The sequence below is a fragment of the Actinoplanes sp. TBRC 11911 genome (assembly GCF_012933445.1).
Taxonomy (GTDB): domain Bacteria; phylum Actinomycetota; class Actinomycetes; order Mycobacteriales; family Micromonosporaceae; genus Actinoplanes.
Window position 1 is genome coordinate 194,869 of record NZ_JABBNC010000014.1, and the last position, 16,419, is coordinate 211,287.

At 69.6% G+C, this 16,419-nt stretch carries 13 protein-coding genes and 2 pseudogenes; 8 read left to right on the forward strand and 7 right to left on the reverse strand.

The window, feature by feature from the left end; translation table 11 throughout:
• The first annotated feature begins 121 nt into the window (after window positions 1-121).
• Together gabT and HH310_RS21055 are read left to right on the forward strand one after the other, a co-directional pair.
• A complete protein-coding gene (gene gabT, locus HH310_RS21050) occupies window positions 122-1,411 on the forward strand; it encodes a 4-aminobutyrate--2-oxoglutarate transaminase (RefSeq protein WP_169177292.1) in 1,290 nt (429 codons plus the stop codon).
• A 29-nt stretch (window positions 1,412-1,440) separates the two neighbouring features.
• Window positions 1,441-2,823 carry an aspartate aminotransferase family protein gene (locus HH310_RS21055; protein ID WP_169177293.1) on the forward strand — a complete coding sequence of 461 codons (1,383 nt, stop codon included), beginning with the start codon at window positions 1,441-1,443 and terminating at the stop codon, window positions 2,821-2,823.
• Between the two features lie 574 nt (window positions 2,824-3,397).
• Here the strand turns inward: HH310_RS21055 and HH310_RS21060 are convergent.
• A complete protein-coding gene (locus HH310_RS21060; protein WP_248294212.1) occupies window positions 3,398-4,714 on the reverse strand; it encodes a hypothetical protein in 1,317 nt (438 codons plus the stop codon).
• A gap of 789 nt (window positions 4,715-5,503) precedes the next feature.
• Here HH310_RS21060 and HH310_RS21065 point away from each other — a divergent pair.
• Window positions 5,504-6,100, forward strand: a complete 597-nt coding sequence (locus tag HH310_RS21065; RefSeq protein ID WP_169177294.1) for a DUF6518 family protein — start codon at window positions 5,504-5,506, stop codon at window positions 6,098-6,100.
• 21 nt (window positions 6,101-6,121) lie between these two features.
• On the opposite strand, the gene HH310_RS45825 is transcribed toward HH310_RS21065, so the two are convergent.
• The 4 genes and pseudogenes from HH310_RS45825 to HH310_RS21080 all read right to left on the reverse strand — a co-directional run bounded on the left by HH310_RS45825 (window position 6,122) and on the right by HH310_RS21080 (window position 9,152).
• A complete protein-coding gene (locus tag HH310_RS45825; protein ID WP_396027533.1) occupies window positions 6,122-6,919 on the reverse strand; it encodes a hypothetical protein in 798 nt (265 codons plus the stop codon).
• A pseudogene (locus HH310_RS45830) lies at window positions 6,899-7,474 on the reverse strand (asparaginase domain-containing protein); the annotation flags it as partial. The pseudogene HH310_RS45830 and the gene HH310_RS45825, both read right to left, overlap by 21 nt.
• Entirely contained in the window at window positions 7,471-8,715 is a 1,245-nt protein-coding gene (locus tag HH310_RS21075; protein ID WP_169177295.1) for an FAD-binding oxidoreductase, read from the reverse strand. The gene HH310_RS21075 and the pseudogene HH310_RS45830, both read right to left, overlap by 4 nt.
• Window positions 8,712-9,152, reverse strand: coding sequence for an Lrp/AsnC family transcriptional regulator (locus tag HH310_RS21080; RefSeq protein ID WP_282438500.1), 441 nt, complete (start codon window positions 9,150-9,152; stop codon window positions 8,712-8,714). Before HH310_RS21080 ends, HH310_RS21075 begins: the two co-directional genes overlap by 4 nt.
• Before the next feature lie 211 nt (window positions 9,153-9,363).
• Here HH310_RS21080 and HH310_RS21085 point away from each other — a divergent pair, with 211 nt between their 5' ends.
• The 3 genes from HH310_RS21085 (at window position 9,364) to HH310_RS44870 (ending at window position 14,204) form a co-directional block, all read left to right on the forward strand.
• Window positions 9,364-10,560 (forward strand): saccharopine dehydrogenase family protein, encoded by a 1,197-nt coding sequence (locus HH310_RS21085; protein WP_169177296.1) that lies wholly within the window; start codon window positions 9,364-9,366, stop codon window positions 10,558-10,560.
• Between the two features lie 179 nt (window positions 10,561-10,739).
• On the forward strand, window positions 10,740-11,462 hold the full coding sequence (locus HH310_RS21090) for an alpha/beta hydrolase (RefSeq protein ID WP_211192409.1): 723 nt from the start codon (window positions 10,740-10,742) through the stop codon (window positions 11,460-11,462).
• 84 nt (window positions 11,463-11,546) lie between these two features.
• On the forward strand, window positions 11,547-14,204 hold the full coding sequence (locus HH310_RS44870; protein WP_169177298.1) for a LuxR C-terminal-related transcriptional regulator: 2,658 nt from the start codon (window positions 11,547-11,549) through the stop codon (window positions 14,202-14,204).
• A gap of 33 nt (window positions 14,205-14,237) precedes the next feature.
• On the opposite strand, the gene HH310_RS21100 is transcribed toward HH310_RS44870, so the two are convergent.
• Both HH310_RS21100 and HH310_RS21105 read right to left on the reverse strand, forming a co-directional pair.
• A complete protein-coding gene (locus tag HH310_RS21100) occupies window positions 14,238-14,633 on the reverse strand; it encodes a type II toxin-antitoxin system HicB family antitoxin (protein ID WP_169177299.1) in 396 nt (131 codons plus the stop codon).
• On the reverse strand, window positions 14,630-14,842 hold the full coding sequence (locus HH310_RS21105) for a hypothetical protein (protein WP_169177300.1): 213 nt from the start codon (window positions 14,840-14,842) through the stop codon (window positions 14,630-14,632). The genes HH310_RS21100 and HH310_RS21105 overlap by 4 nt, the downstream gene beginning before the upstream one ends.
• Window positions 14,843-15,086: 244 nt before the next feature.
• Here HH310_RS21105 and HH310_RS21110 point away from each other — a divergent pair, with 244 nt between their 5' ends.
• Window positions 15,087-15,614, forward strand: a complete 528-nt coding sequence (locus HH310_RS21110) for a DUF2510 domain-containing protein (RefSeq protein ID WP_169177301.1) — start codon at window positions 15,087-15,089, stop codon at window positions 15,612-15,614.
• Window positions 15,615-15,853: 239 nt separating this feature from the next.
• A pseudogene (locus tag HH310_RS45835) lies at window positions 15,854-16,054 on the forward strand (GNAT family N-acetyltransferase); the annotation flags it as partial.
• Window positions 16,055-16,419: the final 365 nt, after the last annotated feature.

Sequence of the window (16,419 nt, forward strand, 5' to 3'; positions counted from 1 at the left end):
CGTAATAGGGGGTCACGCGGGCAGCGTACCGGGTTACTTAATACGGAAATAGTTGTCGGGCCTCTTGCATGCGACGGAATCAGTGAAATGATCGGTTCTCAAAGCCTGAAGGAGTTGAGAGATGGCCACCTCGGCCGATCTGCACCGTCGTCGTGGCGCCGCCGTCGCGCGGGGCGTCTCGAGCACGATCTCGTCCTACGTCGGCACCGCTTCCGGTGCCGTGATGACCGATGTGGACGGACGCGAGTGGATCGACTTCTCGTCCGGCATCGCGGTCACCAATGTCGGAAATGCGGCACCGAAGGTGGTCGAAGCGGTCCGCGCGCAGGTGGAGAGATTCACCCACACCTGCTTCATGATCGCGCCGTACGAGTCGTACGTGGCGGTCTGCGAGCAACTGGCCGCTCTGACTCCGGGCGACTTCGAGAAGCGCTCGGCGCTGTTCAACTCCGGCGCCGAAGCGGTCGAGAACGCCGTGAAGATCGCCCGGCACGCGACCGGGCGGCAGGCCGTCGTCGTCTTCGACCACGCCTACCACGGCCGCACCAACCTCACCCTGGCGATGACCGCCAAGGTGATGCCGTACAAGCAGGGGTTCGGCCCGTTCGCGGGCGAGATCTACCGGATGCCGATGTCCTATCCGTTACGCGACGGCCGTGGAGGGGCGGACGCCGCGACGTATGCCATCGGGCTGATCGAGAAGCACGTCGGCGCCGGCAACGTCGCCGCCGTGCTGATCGAGCCGATCCAGGGCGAGGGCGGTTTCGTGGTGCCCGCGCCCGGCTTCCTGCCGGCGCTGGCGCAATGGACGAAACAGGCCGGCGCGCTGTTCATCGCCGACGAGATCCAGACCGGGTTCTGCCGCACCGGCGCGTGGTTCGCCTCCGAGGACGAGGGCGTCGTCCCGGATCTGATCACCACCGCCAAGGGGATCGCCGGGGGGCTGCCGCTCGCCGCGGTCACCGGCCGCGCCGAGATCATGGACGCCGTGCACCCGGGGGGACTCGGCGGGACGTACGGGGGAAACCCGATCGCCTGCGCGGCCGCCCTGGCCACCATCGAGACGATGCGCGAGCTGGACCTCGCGGCAGCGGCCCGGCGCATCGCCGAGATCGCGATGCCGCGGCTGCAGGCGCTGGCCGCCAAACACCCGCAGATCGGTGAGGTCCGCGGCCGTGGCGCCATGCTCGCGCTGGAGCTCGTCGTGCCGGGCGAGAGCGGGCCGAACGGCCCGGCCCCCGACCCGGAGACCACCGCCGCGGTGGCCAAGGCCGCGCACGAAAGCGGCCTGCTGCTGCTCACCTGCGGCACCTACGGAAACGTCATCCGCCTGCTCCCGCCGCTGGTCATCTCCGACACGGAGCTCGACCGCGGCCTCACGCTGCTCGAGCGGGCCTTCGAACCGTCCTGACCCGAAAACAAAGATCTGGGAGCGCCATCTTGTCCGACCTGCAGTCACCTGACTACGCGAAGCTCTCCGGAGCCGCCCGCGACCACCTCTGGATGCACTTCACGCGGCTGAGCTCGTACCAGAAAGCCGAAGTGCCGATGATCGTGCGCGGTGACGGCTGCTACATCTGGGACTCCACCGGCAAGCGGTATCTCGACGGCCTGTCCGGTCTGTTCGCCGTGCAGACCGGCCACGGACGCCAGGAGCTGGCCGAGGCCGCCGGCAAGCAGGCCGGTGAGCTGGCCTACTTCCCGATCTGGTCGTACGCGCATCCGAAGGCGGTGGAGCTGGCCGCCCGGCTGACCGACCACACGCCGGGCGATCTCAACCGGGTCTTCTTCACCACCGGCGGCTCCGAGGCGGTCGAGTCGGCGTGGAAGCTCGCCCGCTCGTACTTCAAGCGCACCGGCAAGCCCACCAAGACAAAGGTCCTTTCCCGGTACGTGGCGTACCACGGCACCTCGATGGGCGCGTTGTCGATCACCGGCATCCCGGCGCTCAAGGAGGACTTCGAGCCGCTGGTGCCGTCGACGTTCCGGGTGCCGAACACGAACTACTACCGTCGCCCCGACGAGTCGATGACGCCCGAGCAGTTCGGCATCTGGGCGGCCGACCGGATCGCCGAGGCGATCGAGTACGAAGGCCCGGACACGGTGGCCGCGGTCTTCCTCGAGCCGGTGCAGAACTCGGGCGGCTGTTTCCCGCCGCCGCCCGGCTACTTCCAGCGGGTCCGCGAGATCTGCGACCGGTACGACGTCCTGCTGGTCTCCGACGACGTCATCTGCGGCTTCGGCCGGCTGGGTGAGTACTACGGCGGTGTTCGCTACGGCTACACGCCGGACATCATCACCGTGGCGAAAGGCCTGACGAGCGGGTACGTGCCGCTCGGCGCGATGATCGCGTCGGAGCGCCTGGCCGAGCCGTTCCTGCAGGGCACCAACTGGTTCGCCCACGGCGTCACCTACGGCGGGCACCCGGTCGGGTCCGCCGTCGCGCTGGCCAACATGGACATTCTGGAGCGGGAAAACCTGCTTGGCCACGTACGGGACAACAGCGACCTCTTCCGTTCGTACCTTTCGCGACTGAACGACCTGCCCATCGTCGGCGACATCCGCGGCGACGGCTACTTCTTCGGCATCGAACTGGTCAAGGACAAGGCGACCAAGGAGACGTTCGACGCCGACGAGTCCGAGCGGCTACTGCGCGGCTTCCTGTCGCACGCCCTGTTCGACGCCGGCCTGTACTGCCGTGCCGACGACCGCGGCGACCCGGTGGTGCAGCTCGCGCCGCCGCTGATCGCCGGCGAGGCCCAGTTCCAGGAGATCGAGCAGATCCTGCGTTCGGTGCTCACCGAGGCCTGGAACCAGCTGTAACACCGGACACCCCAGGGCCACCGCATCGCACCATGCGGTGGCCCTGCGGGTTAGCGTGGTTCCGGTGATGCGGGGTCGGGAGCGCGAGCTCCGCGAGATTCCGTCAGCCCTCCGGCGGCGCACCGACCGGCTGCCACCGGCACCGCTACGGCCGACCGGTTGCCACCGGGCACCGCTGCGGCTGCGGCTGCGCCCGCGGAGATCGTCATGGTCGCACGGCGATCCCGCTCCCGGCGCTGGTTCCACTATGTGGACAAACGCAGCCACATCGTGGACCTTTTGCGAACCTTGGAGAGTTGCGCCCACATACGAGCCATAACTCTCCAAGGTTCACATCTGGCCGGAGAAGCCCGCCGGGCGAAAGCTGCTTTATCGGGCAAAATTATCCTCCATAATGGACGCGAGTCCCACATCTCGGATGCAGAGTCCAGGACGTGGGCGCCGGTCTCACCAGGCGGCCGCCCGTCTCACAGAATGGAAGCGAGCGCGCGATCCGCAGCCCGGCAGCACCAACAGATCGGACGTGGTGACCGAAAATGTCGGATATGCGAGGGGCGCTGGGTGACGGCCCCGTCTAGTGCGACCGCCCCGCCAACCCCGCGAGAACCCGGTCGCGCAGCGCGTTGACCCGCTGCCGCGGCAGCGACGCGTCCGGATCCCGGAGCACCATACGCAGCAGCACATTCACCTGACCTTCCCGCAGCCGGCCTTCGGGCAGTTCCTCCGCCGGGGTGACCGCGAGCAGCCTCACTTCCTCCACCAGACAGGCATCGACCCCGAGCAGCTCACGAACCCGATCCCCGACGTCTTCGGCAGTCACCCCCACCGGCGTGTCCACCGACAGATCCCGCCGCGCCGCCGGTTGCGCCGACACCGGCCGATAGGGCGTCAGATCGGTGAGCTGCACCGCGACCCGGGGATCCACCGACCGCAACAGCCGAATGTCCCCCATCCCTTTGCGCAGCATCACAAGCCGATCCAACCCCAACCCCAGAGCCAGCCCCCGCACGTACGCCGGAAGCCCCGCCCCACCCAGCACATGCTGCCCCGCAATCCCCGCTTCCCCGACCTCGACCCCGTCAACCTCAATCTCCAGCCCGTCGGTCGTATAGGGATGCCGCGCCGCCCGCACCCGCCACCGGCATCCCGGCAGCGCCGCCGTCACCGCGACGTCAATGAGCTCCCACAGGCCGGCAACGTCGTAGAGCCCTTCGCCCCCAACCTCGCAGCCGTCCGCGACCTCGCCCCCGAGCGCCAGCCCGCCGTCGCGTCCATCCCTGAGACCGTTCGACCGACTGCCGTTTCCGGGTCGGTTCGCCCGATCGCCATCTCCGAGTCTGTCCGCCCGATCGCCGTTGCCGTCGTCGCCGCTGTCCTTACGTCCGAGCGCCCGACCCCCGCCACCCCCGCCGTCCTCGAGTGCGTCCCGTCGGCCGCCGTCGCGCTCGTCCCCGGGTCCAACCGCCGGCACCGGCTCACCACTCTTCCGGCGCTCACCCACGTGGCGCCCGATCGGCCAGATGTCGAGCTGATGCGGCGTACCGGTATGCAGCCGATCGATGACGTCCCGGCGATAGACCATCCCTGGGCAGGCGAGGATCCCGGTGTCCATCCCGGCTCGCGCCATACCCCGCAGCCCACCCGGCACGAGCGCCGACGTCTGCGACCGCCACATCCGCCCGGCCCCGACATACCGGCTGTATCGCGCGTCCCGAGCCTTGGCCTCCGCCTCATACCCAAGCCGGTCATAGTTGTCCGCCACGTCGACAACATGCTGCCCGCGATGAACGACGAGGCGTCCAGGCCACCGTTCGTCGACCGCCTGCAGGATGTCGTCGATGATCAGCTGAATAGCGTGCGGCCCGCAAGCCGGATCGCTGAGATCGCGCATCGTTACTCCCCTCTCGTGTGCGCGGGAACGCCCACGGGGGAGAGACCGCAAAGGGCCGCCCAGTGGGCGACCCTTTGATTCGTCACATGCGTGTCCGCGGGTCACCTGGGGGCCCACCAAAGCTCACAAGACACGTCATCCCTTCATGCTGCCACGCCCCGTGCCCCGCCGCCTCCGAATTTCCCCGGCCCGCGTCCTGCGGTGGGCGGCGGCCGATCTATTCCTCCCCGGGGCATCGGCGGTAAGCCCGGCATCGCCCCCACGTTCCGCCTCCACTTGGCCCGCGCCCCACCTGTATCGGCGCCGCCCGCGACGATCGCCCGCACCCGCTGCGCCCCTTCAGCATGCGGAGTTCCCACACCCGTCTGCTGCCAAGTTCCCACACGCCCGTCTGCTGCGGAGTTCGCGCACGCTCGTTGCGGCGGAGTTCCGCCATGCTCGTGGTGGCGGAGTTCCGCCATGCTCGTGGTGGCGGAGTTCCCCTACGCTCGTGGTGGCGGAATTCCCCTACGCTCGTGGTGGCGGAGTTCCGCCATGCTCGTGGTGGCGGAGTTCCCCTACGCTCGTGGTGGCGGAGTTCCCCCATGCTCGTGGCTGCGGAGTTCCCGCACTCTCGTGGCCGCGGAGTTCTCGCACACCGGTGCACTGCGCCGTTTCGGCATGCCGAATCAATTGCGGCCACGCGGATGCGGATCGCCCAAGCGCCTGGATGCCCATTCTTCCCGCCAGCCTAAGCCTCCGCTCGGCGCCGTCGCATCCACTGTGGATAACCTCGTCTAAGGTTGTGCGGTGCGTGCTAAGTTTGTGCCCTTGGTGGCGGGGATTGCTTTGGGCGCAACGGATTCCGTGGTCAACCACGTGGCCGGCCTGCGGGGCGATAGCGTGCTCGCGCGCTCCGACCGTGGCGGCTTGACGCAGGCCGCGGAGTTCCTGGGCATGGTTCTTGACGCAGCCTGGGCGTGGGCCGCGGTCGCCGTTCTGGTGGGGTGGGTCATCGCGCGTCGGGGCGCACGTCTCCCGGCCTCCGCGCTTGCTGGTGCCGTCGTGCTGCTGGCTGCGACCGCGGTCTACTACGGGGTGGACGCGCTGTTCGACGGCGGCGGCTTCTGGCATCGAGCGACCAAGGTGTGGCTGGTCTGCGCCGTCATTTTGGGTCCGCTGCTCGGGGCGGTGGGGGCGCTCACCCGCCGCCCCGGCACGGTCGGCATGCTGGCCGGGATGGTGGTGCCGGTCTGCGCGGTGCTCAACATGGGGCTGTGGCCGCCCCAGCACGACAGCCCGATGGCCCGCCCGGTCGTCGGCGCGGTCTGGCTCGGCGCCGCGCTCACCACCGCGGTCGTCTTCCTGCGCGGCCGGAGCAAGTCGGCTGATGCCGGTGCGCCGTGATTCCCGTTGGCGGGATCGTCCCTAGCCCTCCGCCGCGAACGCCTCGGTGATCTCGTCGCGGTCGGCACCCCGGGACAGCAGGAACTGCAGGAGCAGGCGGGCCTTGTACGGGTGCAGGAAACCGGCCGGGATCAAGCCCCGGCGCAGCAGGTCCTGCTCCGAGCCGGGATAGTCATATGTGCGGTGCAGCACCGAGCCGGCGCCGGTTCGGGAGGTCAGCACCACCGGGATACGCCCCGCGATCCGGGACAGCCGCTCCGGCCACGCCGAAGGAACATGCCCGACGCCGAACCCGGCGATCACCAAACCGTCCAGGGCAGACGCGAATCCGTCGAGCAACTCACCGTCGTCGCCGAGGGTCGCGGTGTAGAGGCCGACGCGCGGCAGCCAAACTGACGCACCCGCGTCGCCGGGCAGCCGCGCCCCCGGCGCGGGAACGTCGAACGGCCGGACCTCCTCGGAGCGGGCATCGGGTGGTTGCTGCTCGTGGGCAGGGAGGTCCTGCGGCCGGGCCGCCTGGTGGCTGACGTCGGGCGGTTGCCGCTCGTGGTCGGGGAGATGAGCTGGCCGGGCCGCTCTGTAGCTCACATCAGGCGATTGTTGCTCGTGGGCGGCGAGGTAGTGCGGCTGCTGGCCGTGGACGTCAGGCGGCTGCCGCTCGTGGGCGGGGAGATCGTGCGGCCGGGCCTTGTGGTCGGAGGCAGGCTGCCGCTCCTCGGTGCGGCCCCAGGGTAACGCTGTCCACCCGGCGCCGGACGTCGGCGCGGGCGAACACCCGGCGAGCGGATACGGCCGCGACCGCCGCGCCGGGCGATTCACGAAGCGGGGGATGCCCTCCACGACGTAGCCGAGCGGGCCGCCCTCGCTGGAGGCGAACGTCGCCACGCTCGTCGCGTGGGTCTTGCGCACGCGCCGCGCGGCGTGGATCTCGTCGGAGGCGACCACCAGGCAGCCCAGGTCGCGCGCCGCGGGCGAGGCCGCCACGGCCACGGCGGCCAGCACGTTGGCGGGGCCGTCCGCCCCGGCCAGCGTCGGGTTGCGCATCGCGCCCGTCACCACGAGCGCCGACGGTCCATCGTGGAGCAGGTCGAGGGCGTACGCGGTCTCCTCCAGCGTGTCGGTGCCCTGCGTGACCACCACCCCGTAGGGCTGACGGGAGCCGATGAGCTCGTACAGGGAAAGGATGTCAAGAATGCTCAGCGACGCGCTCGGCTGGTTGCGGAAGGTGACCGTCTCGAGGGTGACGCCGAGGCGGTCCAGCCCGGGGACGGCGGCCAGGATGTCGTCGGCGGTCATCGTCGCCGTCACGCCGCGGCCGGTGCCGGTCATGGCGATCGTGCCGCCGAGGGCGACGAGCAGGATGCGCGCGCTCATCGATCGAGGACGTCCAGCAGGGACGCGCCGCGTAAGCCCGCGTTGATGCCCATCCACCGTAACGGCTCCGGCTCCCAGCGGCGGGAGCGGTGGCCCACCCACGGCAGCGCGGTCCGCTCGGTGGACCGGCCGAGGATCAGGTCGGCCAGGGTGCGGCCGGCGAGGTTCGACGCGGCCACACCGTCGCCGACGTAGCCGCCCGCCCAGCCCACGCCGTCGCGCAGGCCCACCGACGGCATCCAGTCGCGCGGGATGCCGAGCGGTCCGCCCCAACGGTCCGCGATGGCCGGGCGGATGCCGAACATCTCGGTCAACGTCTGCCGCAAACTCTCGAACACGGATGGCACTAAATCGTATTTGTCCGAAATGTGGGAGCCGAAGTGATACGGCGCCCCGCGTCCGCCGAAGGCCAGCCGATCGTCCGCCGTCCGCTGACCGTAGATGATCATGTGGCGCTCGTCGGTGAAAGTCTCCCGCCGCCCCAACCCTATCCGCTCCCAATCGGACAAAGGCAGCGGCTCGGTGGCAATCATCAGCGAGTACACCGGCGCGATGGCCCGCCGATCAAGACGGGCCGTATACCCCTCCAACGCCCGTACGACCGTACCGGCAGTGATGGTGCCCTGGTCCGCGACAACCGCACCACGCGACAACCCGCGAACCGCAGTCCCCTCATGCACGGTCACCCCGAGCCGCTCCACCGCATCCGCCAGCCCCCGCACCAGCCGCGCCGGATGCAACGCCGCACAGTCCGGGCTGTACACCCCACCCAGCACATGCGACGCCCCGCAGATCGCCCGCGCCTCCGCCGCCCCCACGAACCCGGGATCCGACCGCACCCGCCGTAACTGCGCGGCCGAACGCGCCAGCGAGATCGTCCCACCCTTCACGTAGTGGCAGTCGATCCCTTCCGCGTCGGCGACCCGCCCCACTTCGTCGACCGCGTCCGCCAGCCCCGCGTACATCGCGTCCGCCGCCGCGGCCCCGTACCGGCGGGTCAGCTTCGCGTGCGACACGGGAAACAACCCCGAAGCCCACCCGCCGTTACGCCCCGACGCCCCGTACCCGCAATGCTCGGCCTCCAGCACCACGATCGACAGATGCGGTGCCGCCGTCGCCAGGTAGTAGGCCGTCCACAGTCCGGTATAGCCACCGCCGGCGATCGCGACGTCCGCGCTCCGGTCACCCGCCAGCGGCTTGCGCCGGGCGAGCGGTCCCAGGCTCCGCAGCCAGAAACTCATCGGGTGCCCCAGGCGTACGTCTGCTTCGCCAGCTTGAGGTACATGAACGTCTCGCAGACCTGGACGCCCTTGATGGCCCGCACCTTCTCGTTGAGCAGGTCGAGCAGATGCTCGTCGTCGGTGCAGACCAGCTCCACCAGCAGGTCGAAGCCGCCCGCGCAGATCACCACGTAGTCGACCTCCGGGATGGCGGCGATCTCGTCGGCGATGGCGCGCAGGTCGCCGGTCACCTTGAGGCCGACCATGGCCTGCCGGGCGAACCCGAGCGTCAGCGGATCGGTCACCGCCACGATCTGCATGAGCCCGCCGTCGAGCAGGCGTTGCACGCGCTGGCGCACGGCGGCCTCGGAGAGCCCGATGGTCTTGGCGAGCGTCGCGTACGACATCCGCCCGTCCCGCTGCAGGTGCTCGATGATCTGCTTGTTGATGTCGTCCAGTGCCACTTCCGCCGTCACGCCGCGATTCTTTCCCCTCGTACGGGTGCCAGGCAATGGAATCGCTCGCACGGTTCACCCGTATCGATGGAATCCGTGGTCGCGACCGACACCGGTAGGCCGGGCGACAAACGCTCTTGACAAGTCTTTCCGTGGCCTAGAGGCTCTTGGGAAACGATTTCCTTGGTCAAACCACCCGGAAGGTGTGTTTTCCATGCGCGTCCTGGTTGTCGGCGCCGGCGGGGTAGGGTCCGCGGCGGCCGGCATTGCGGCCCGGCATGACTTTTTCGAGCGTTTTGTGATCGCCGACTACGATCCGGCGCGGGCCGCGCGCGCGGTGCGGGACGACCGGTTCGTCGCCGCCCGCCTCGACGCCTCGCAGGCCGACGCGGTGACCGCGCTCTGCCGCGAACACGACATCACGCACGTGCTGAACGCCGTCGACCCGCGCTTCGTGATGCCGGTCTTCGAGGGCGCGCTCGCCGCCGGCGCCGACTATCTCGACATGGCCATGTCACTCTCCCAACCACACCCCGATCTCCCGTACGCCCAAACGGGTGTCAAGCTGGGCGACCAGCAGTTCGCCGCCGCCCCCGATTGGGAGAAGGCCGAGCGGCTGGCCCTGGTCGGCATCGGCGTCGAGCCCGGACTCTCCGACATCTTTGCCCGGTACGCCGCGGACCACCTCTTCAGTCGCATCGACGAGGCGGGCGTACGCGACGGCGCGAACCTGAGCGTGAAGGGCTACGACTTCGCCCCGTCGTTCTCCGTGTGGACCACCATCGAGGAGTGCCTGAACCCGCCGGTGATCTGGGAGAAGGACCGCGGCTGGTACACCACCGAGCCGTTCGCCGAGCCGGAGATGTTCGACTTCCCCGGCGGCATCGGCCCGGTCGAGTGCGTGCACGTCGAGCACGAGGAGGTGCTGCTGATCCCGCGCTGGGTGGACGCCCGCAAGGTGACCTTCAAGTACGGGCTGGGCAGCGAGTTCATCGACGTCCTGAAGACGCTGCGCAAACTGGGCCTGGACCGCACCACGCCGGTGCGGGTGGGCGACCAGACCGTGTCGCCGCGTGACGTGGTCGCGGCCGTGCTCCCCGACCCGGCCACGCTGGGCTCCAAGATGACCGGCAAGACCTGCGCCGGCACCCTGGTCACCGGCCTGGGCAAGGACGGCGCACCCCGCGAGGTCTACCTCTACCACCTGGTCGACAACGAGTGGTCGATGGCCGAGTACGGCGCGCAGGCCGTGGTGTGGCAGACCGCCGTGAACCCGATCATCGCCCTGGACCTGCTCGCCTCCGGCACGTGGTCCGGCACCGGCGTCCTGGGCCCCGAGGCCTTCGACCCGGTTCCGTTCCTCGACAAGCTGATCGAGTACGGCGCCCCCTGGGGGATGCGCGAGCAGTAGCGGCGCGATTACCCGCCGCGGCCGGTCCCGTGCAGTCACATGGCAGGCGCGGCGGCCACGGCTGCGGTTCGAGACTCGACCAGGCAAATGCAGGAGCCTGGAAAGAGGAAGCGTTGAAGTTCGAGGAGTTTCAGTCCGCCGGCGTTCGTATCGTCCATGTCGCACCCGATACCCCGCCGGTGGGCGCACCTCTGGTGTTCGTCCACGGCGGTGGTGAGGCCGCGTGGGTGTGGGACGAGTTTCTCGCCCATTTCGCCGGACACGGCCGCGACTGCTACGCGTTCGACTGGTTCGGTCATGGCGGATCGCGCACGCTGACCGACGCCGAACTGATACAGCGCTCACTGTTCGACATCACCGAGGAACTGGGCATCGTCGTGTCCCGGGTGGGCCCGACGCCCGTTCTGATCGGGCACAGCATGGGCGCGCTCGTCGTGCAGAAATACGCCGAGGACTACCCCGTCGCCGCTCGCGTGCTGCTGGCGCCGGCCGCGTTCAAGGAGGCGCCGGCTCCGGATTTCCCGTTGCCGCTCGACTTCGCCGTGCCGCTGGCGGTGCCGCCGTTCGAGTTCGTCCGGCAGGCGTTCTTCGCCGATTGCACCGAGGCGGACGCCCGTCGCTACTACGCGATGATCACTCCGGAGTCGCCGAAGGCTTTCGCCGAGGTCGGACGCGCCGATCACCTGCTGGAGCTGGACCGGCTCCGGCTGGGCGGCCCGTCGCTGGTGGTCGCCGGCGAGCACGACATGATCGTCCCGGTCGACGTGGCCCGGCGCACCGCCGAATACTTCGGTTCCGACTATCTGTTCCTGCACGGACGCGGCCACGGTATGACCCTCGGTTCCGAATCCGGCCGGACCGCCGACCGTATTCGCGCCTGGCTGGACACCTCGGTCTGGTAGCCGTCCCGTTACGCTTCGTGGCCGCTCGCGCCGGCGGGGATACACTTCACCGCTGGCGTGGCGACCACCGGAAGCGTACGGGGAATGACGAACGAAATTGTCGGCCGAGGGGACGCCCTGCGCGTCATCGACAAGTTCGGTGACCCCGGCAACGCATTGATCGTCGTCGGCGATCCGGGGCTCGGCAAAACCACGCTTCTCTCGTACGCCTCCCGGCAGTGGACCAGCCGCGGCGGGCGGGTCCTGTCGGCGACCGCCGTGGAATTCGAGGCGGATCTCGGCTTCGCGGGTCTGCGGCAGCTCCTGCCACCCGACGCGTTGCCCGACCTGAGCGGCGACCGATTGTCCGTCGCCGAGTCATTGCTCGATAGGTTGCGGGACGCCGAAAGCCCCACCCTCATCCTCGTCGACGACATTCAATGGCTGGACCGGTCGAGCGCCGCCGTCCTCACCCTTCTCGCGCGCCGCCTCACCGGAACGCGCATCGGTTTTCTCGGATCGACGCGACCGGAGGCGGAGGGTTTCTTCGAACGCGCGCGCCTGAACGAGTACACGCTGACCCCGCTCGATGAGCAGGCGTCCGCCGAGATGCTGACCACCCGGCATCCGGATCTGTCCCCGGCGGCCCGGCGCCGGGTGCTGGCATTGGCGGCCGGGAATCCGCTCGCTCTCGTCGAATTGCCGACCGTGCCGGCGAACCCGGACGTGGTGGCGCTGAATCGACGGCTGCCAGCGGGGGACGCCGACGTCGTTCCGCTCAATCGCCGCCTGCACGCCGCGTTCGCCGACCGCATCGCCGGGCTGCCCGCGGCCACCCGCAAAGCGCTGCTGCTGGTGGCCCTGGAAGCAACCGGCAATCTGAGCGTTCTCGAAGCCGCGGCGGGGGAGCGGTTCCTGGAATCCGTGGCATCCGCCGAACGCGCCCGGCTCATCGACGTGGACGGCCGGGTCGCGTTCGCCCACCCCTTGATGCGGTCCGCCGTCGTCAACGTCTCGACCGCTGCCGAACGCCGCCGCGCCCACCGCAGGCTGGCCGAGGCGGTCCGCGACGACCCGGACCGCAGCGCCGCCCATCTCGCGCGCGGCAGCCACGGCCCGGACGAGCGGGCCGCCGCCGCCCTGGAGGACGCGGCCTACCGCCTGGTCCGGCGCGGTGACACGGTGGGCGCTGTCACCTCCCTGACGCACGCCGCCACGCTCAGCCCCGCGCGGGCCGAGCGCGCCCGGCGACTGGCCACCGCCGCCTACGTCGGGGCGCACCTCGGCGGGGGACTGGCGCGCGCCGAGGACACCCTGCGCGAGGTACGCCGCCTCGAGACGTTCGCGGGTTCGCTCGACATGGCGATGGCCACGTCCTTCGTCATCCTCAACGCGGACGGCGACGTCGACACCGCGCATCGGCTGCTCGCCGGCGCCCTCGACACGGCCGCCGAGCCGTCGTTCCAGACCCGCGAAGCCCTGCTCACCCTGCTGTATGTCTGCTTCTTCGGCGGCCGCGGTCACCTGTGGACGGTCTTCGACGCCCACATCAGCCGCCGGTACGCCTCGGAAGAAGACGTCGTCTCCCTGATGCGGCACACCCATTCCGACCCCGCGTACGCCACCGCGGCCCACTTCGAGCAGCTCGACCGGCTCGTCGAGAACCTGCACACGGTCGCCGACCCGGCCGAGATCGTGCGCGTCGCGCTGGCCGGCTCGTGGGTGGACCGGTTGCCCGCCAGCCGTGCCGCACTGCACCGCGCGCTCGAGCAGGGCCGCGCCGCCGACGACGCGAACGTCATCGTGCAGGCCCTCGCGATGCTGTCGATCGACGCGTACTTCATGGGCCAGTGGCCGGACACCGAACGGTACCTGCGCGAGGCGCAGGAGCTGACCAAGGACCACGGGCTGCGGTTGTTGAGCTGGGCCACCGACCATTGGGTGGCCACGCTCGCCGCCGTCCGGGGCGACGACGCGACGGCCATCCGGATCACCGAGGACCTGGTCCGCTGGGCGGTCCCCCGGGGCGTGGCCGTCGTCAGCCACCTGTGCCATTTCACCCGCGCGTTGCTCGCTCTGGGGAATCAGGACTACGAACGCGCGTACCGGGAACTGGTCTTGATCGGCCCGGCCGGCACCATCCCGCCGTTCCGTCCGGTGGCGATCTGGACGGTGCTCGACATGGTCGAGGCCGCGGTCCGCACCGACCGGCACGCCGAGGCCCGGGCGCACGTGACCGCCGCGACCGGCCTGCGCACGATCTCCCCGCGAATCGGCATGCTGGTCACCGCCGCCGAGGCCCTCGTCTCGGACGGCGACGCGGCGTCCCGGCTGTTCGACCGCGCGCTCGCCACGCCGGACGCCGACCGCTGGCCCTTCGACCAGGCGCGCGTCGAACTCCTGGCCGGCCAGCACCACCGCCGCCACCGGGCCCGGCGCGAGGCCCGCGAACATCTCACCAAAGCCCACGCCGCTTTCGTACGCCTCGGCGCCGCCACGTGGGCGGAACGCGCGCGCCGCGAACTCCGCGCCACCGGCCAGCCGATCGGCGCAGCGTCGGAGCCGGCGCTAACCGAACGCGAGCGGCTCATCGCCCAGCTGGCCGCCCGCGGCCTGACCAACAAGGAGATCGGCGAGGAGCTGTTCCTGTCGGCACGCACGGTCGGCGCGCACCTCTACCGCATCTTCCCCAAGCTGGGCATCACGTCCCGGGCGGGCTTGCGCGACGCCCTGACGCTGGCCCGGATCCCCCCGGGAACCTGACCTTTATCGGCAGCGACGACGATCTCGCGCGTCCTATGCGGCGGTTGAGGTGGGTGGGGCAGAGCCTCGCGTGGCGATCTGCGAGATGCGTTGGGGTGACAGGCCGAGAAGGGCGCCGGCGTCGCGGACCGTGTAGCCGTCACCCAGCAGAGCACGGACCGCTCTGACGGTTGCCTGGTCGGCCTTTTCGTCGGCCTCCCGCGCGGCCTGACGGGCATCGATCGCCTGGATCACCGTGCTCGGAAGCTCCGGCCGGACATCGACGTGCACGGTGGCCGGGTCGATCTCGAGCAGCAACGCGATCGCGTCCCTGGCCATGGCCGCGACCTGATCGAGCCGGCGGGCCTGGGTGTGCACGCCTTTGATCTCGGGCACGCTGATGGCCCACCAGTTGCCCACTCGCCGGCACACCACGGAGTAGGTCGTCATTTCCACCAGTCCTCTCCGAGTTCGTCGTCCAGATCGCGCATGATGCTCCGGGCCGTATGTTCGTTAATTTCCCTGTGTCGTGGAACAACGATGTTCTGGTGGCCGCATCGAAAGATCGAATGTTGCCCGCCTTCTCGTAAGAGAGTGAACTCCTTGCCCGCGATGCTCGCGGCGGCACCGATCTTTCTGATCAGGTCAACACGCTTCACGGCAGCGTAGGCTAGTCGGCTAGACGTATCAAGTAAAACGGACTAGATAACATCGTATGCCTTGCGTGGCGGCCGCGCCGGCCCTCGTGGCGGAGGGTGCGGAGTCCCGGCTGTTCGGCATGCGCACCTTCTCGTTCAGTAGCGGGGACGTTACTTTCCGGGTTCGTGAACCTCAAGTCGCTGTCGCTCGCGCCGACTGAACAGGGCGACCGCACCTTGAGGCGAGCAGAACGGGGACCCAGGAATGTCGCAGAACTCGGCAACGCCGTTCACGGCCACTCCGGCGGGCTGGTACGCCGACCCGAGCGGGCAGCCGGCGCAGCGCTGGTGGGACGGGCAGGCATGGACCGCGCACGTCCAGCCGACCCCGCCGGCGCCCGTTTCCGCGCAGCAGTTCTACGGTCAGACCGCTGACCCGGCGTACGGGCAGCCCGCGGCGGTTGTGCAACCGTCGGCACCGGGCTACGGCGTCGGCTACCCCGGGCAGCCCCAGCCGGGCGGAGGCCTGTACAACGCGGCCGCCGACGTGCCCGGCGGCAAGAACATGCCGGCCCGGAACGCCCTCATCCTCGGCATCATCTCGCTGATCATCAACCCGCTCTGCCTGCCCGCGATCGGCGCGATCGTGTACGGGATCCTCGGAATCAAGAGGGCCGGCGTGCTCACCGAGGCCGGCTTCGGCAGCGCCGGCAAGGGCAAGGCGATCACCGGCCTGGTCCTCGGCTCGGTCGGCCTGGTCGCAACGGTCATCCTCAAGGGCTTCTTCTTCTAAGCCGGCACATCCGGCGGTCGATCGGGTGGGCCTCGCCAGGCGCGTCCGATCGCGGCGCCGGCCGGTTTATAGCGCCGGAGACGCGGCGACCATGAGCGCGCGGCGTCAAAGCGTTTATCTACTCTGTGGCGGTGGTCATAGTGCGCCCCGCGACAGCCGAGGACGTCGCCGATCTGCGGGCGATGGCCTTCGCCGCGTACGAGGTCTACGTGTCCCGCATCGGCAAACCGCCCGCACCGATGGAAGCCGATTACCCCCGAGCCGTACGCGCCGGCCACGTCTGGACGGCCGTGGACAACGGCGTGCTGGTCGGGCTGATCGTGCTGATACTCCAGGAGGATCACCTCCTGCTGGAGAACGTGGCGGTGTCGCCGTCCGCGCAGGGCACAGGCATCGGCACCCGGTTGATAGCTTTCGCCGAGGACTATGCCCGGCAGCACGACCTGAGCGAGGTGCGCCCTCTACACCAACGAGGCGATGACCGAGAACCTCACGTACTACCCGAGGCACGGCTACACCGAGACGCACCGCGCCGAGCAGAACGACTTCCGCCGCGTCTTCTTCCGCAAAATCCTCACCGCTCGCGGGCCGGGGTGAGCACGGCGCGGATCGCCGTATCCGGGTGGGAACGGGCTAGGCGATGCTCACGATGTGGGACAAGCGTCCGTTGTGCGGGACTGACGCCCACATCGTGGCGACGATTCCGCAATGTGGGACCTGAGTCCACTGTAGAGCGCTTTTCGTCCGCTCATGCGGCCTTTGTGCGGCCCCTTTCCGCGATGTTTTGTGGACCTTGGAGAGTTAT

What these genes read in the sequence shown, in the direction of transcription:
- gabT (WP_169177292.1), top strand. Translation starts at nt 122, where the DNA reads ATGGCCACCTCGGCCGATCTGCACCGTCGTCGTGGCGCCGCCGTCGCG.
- HH310_RS21060 (WP_248294212.1), bottom strand. Translation starts at nt 4,714, where the DNA reads ATGCGCGATCTCAGCGATCCGGCTTGCGGGCCGCACGCTATTCAGCTG.
- HH310_RS21075 (WP_169177295.1), bottom strand. Translation starts at nt 8,715, where the DNA reads ATGAGTTTCTGGCTGCGGAGCCTGGGACCGCTCGCCCGGCGCAAGCCG.
- HH310_RS21085 (WP_169177296.1), top strand. Translation starts at nt 9,364, where the DNA reads ATGCGCGTCCTGGTTGTCGGCGCCGGCGGGGTAGGGTCCGCGGCGGCC.
- HH310_RS44870 (WP_169177298.1), top strand. Translation starts at nt 11,547, where the DNA reads ATGACGAACGAAATTGTCGGCCGAGGGGACGCCCTGCGCGTCATCGAC.
- HH310_RS21100 (WP_169177299.1), bottom strand. Translation starts at nt 14,633, where the DNA reads ATGACGACCTACTCCGTGGTGTGCCGGCGAGTGGGCAACTGGTGGGCC.
- HH310_RS21110 (WP_169177301.1), top strand. Translation starts at nt 15,087, where the DNA reads ATGTCGCAGAACTCGGCAACGCCGTTCACGGCCACTCCGGCGGGCTGG.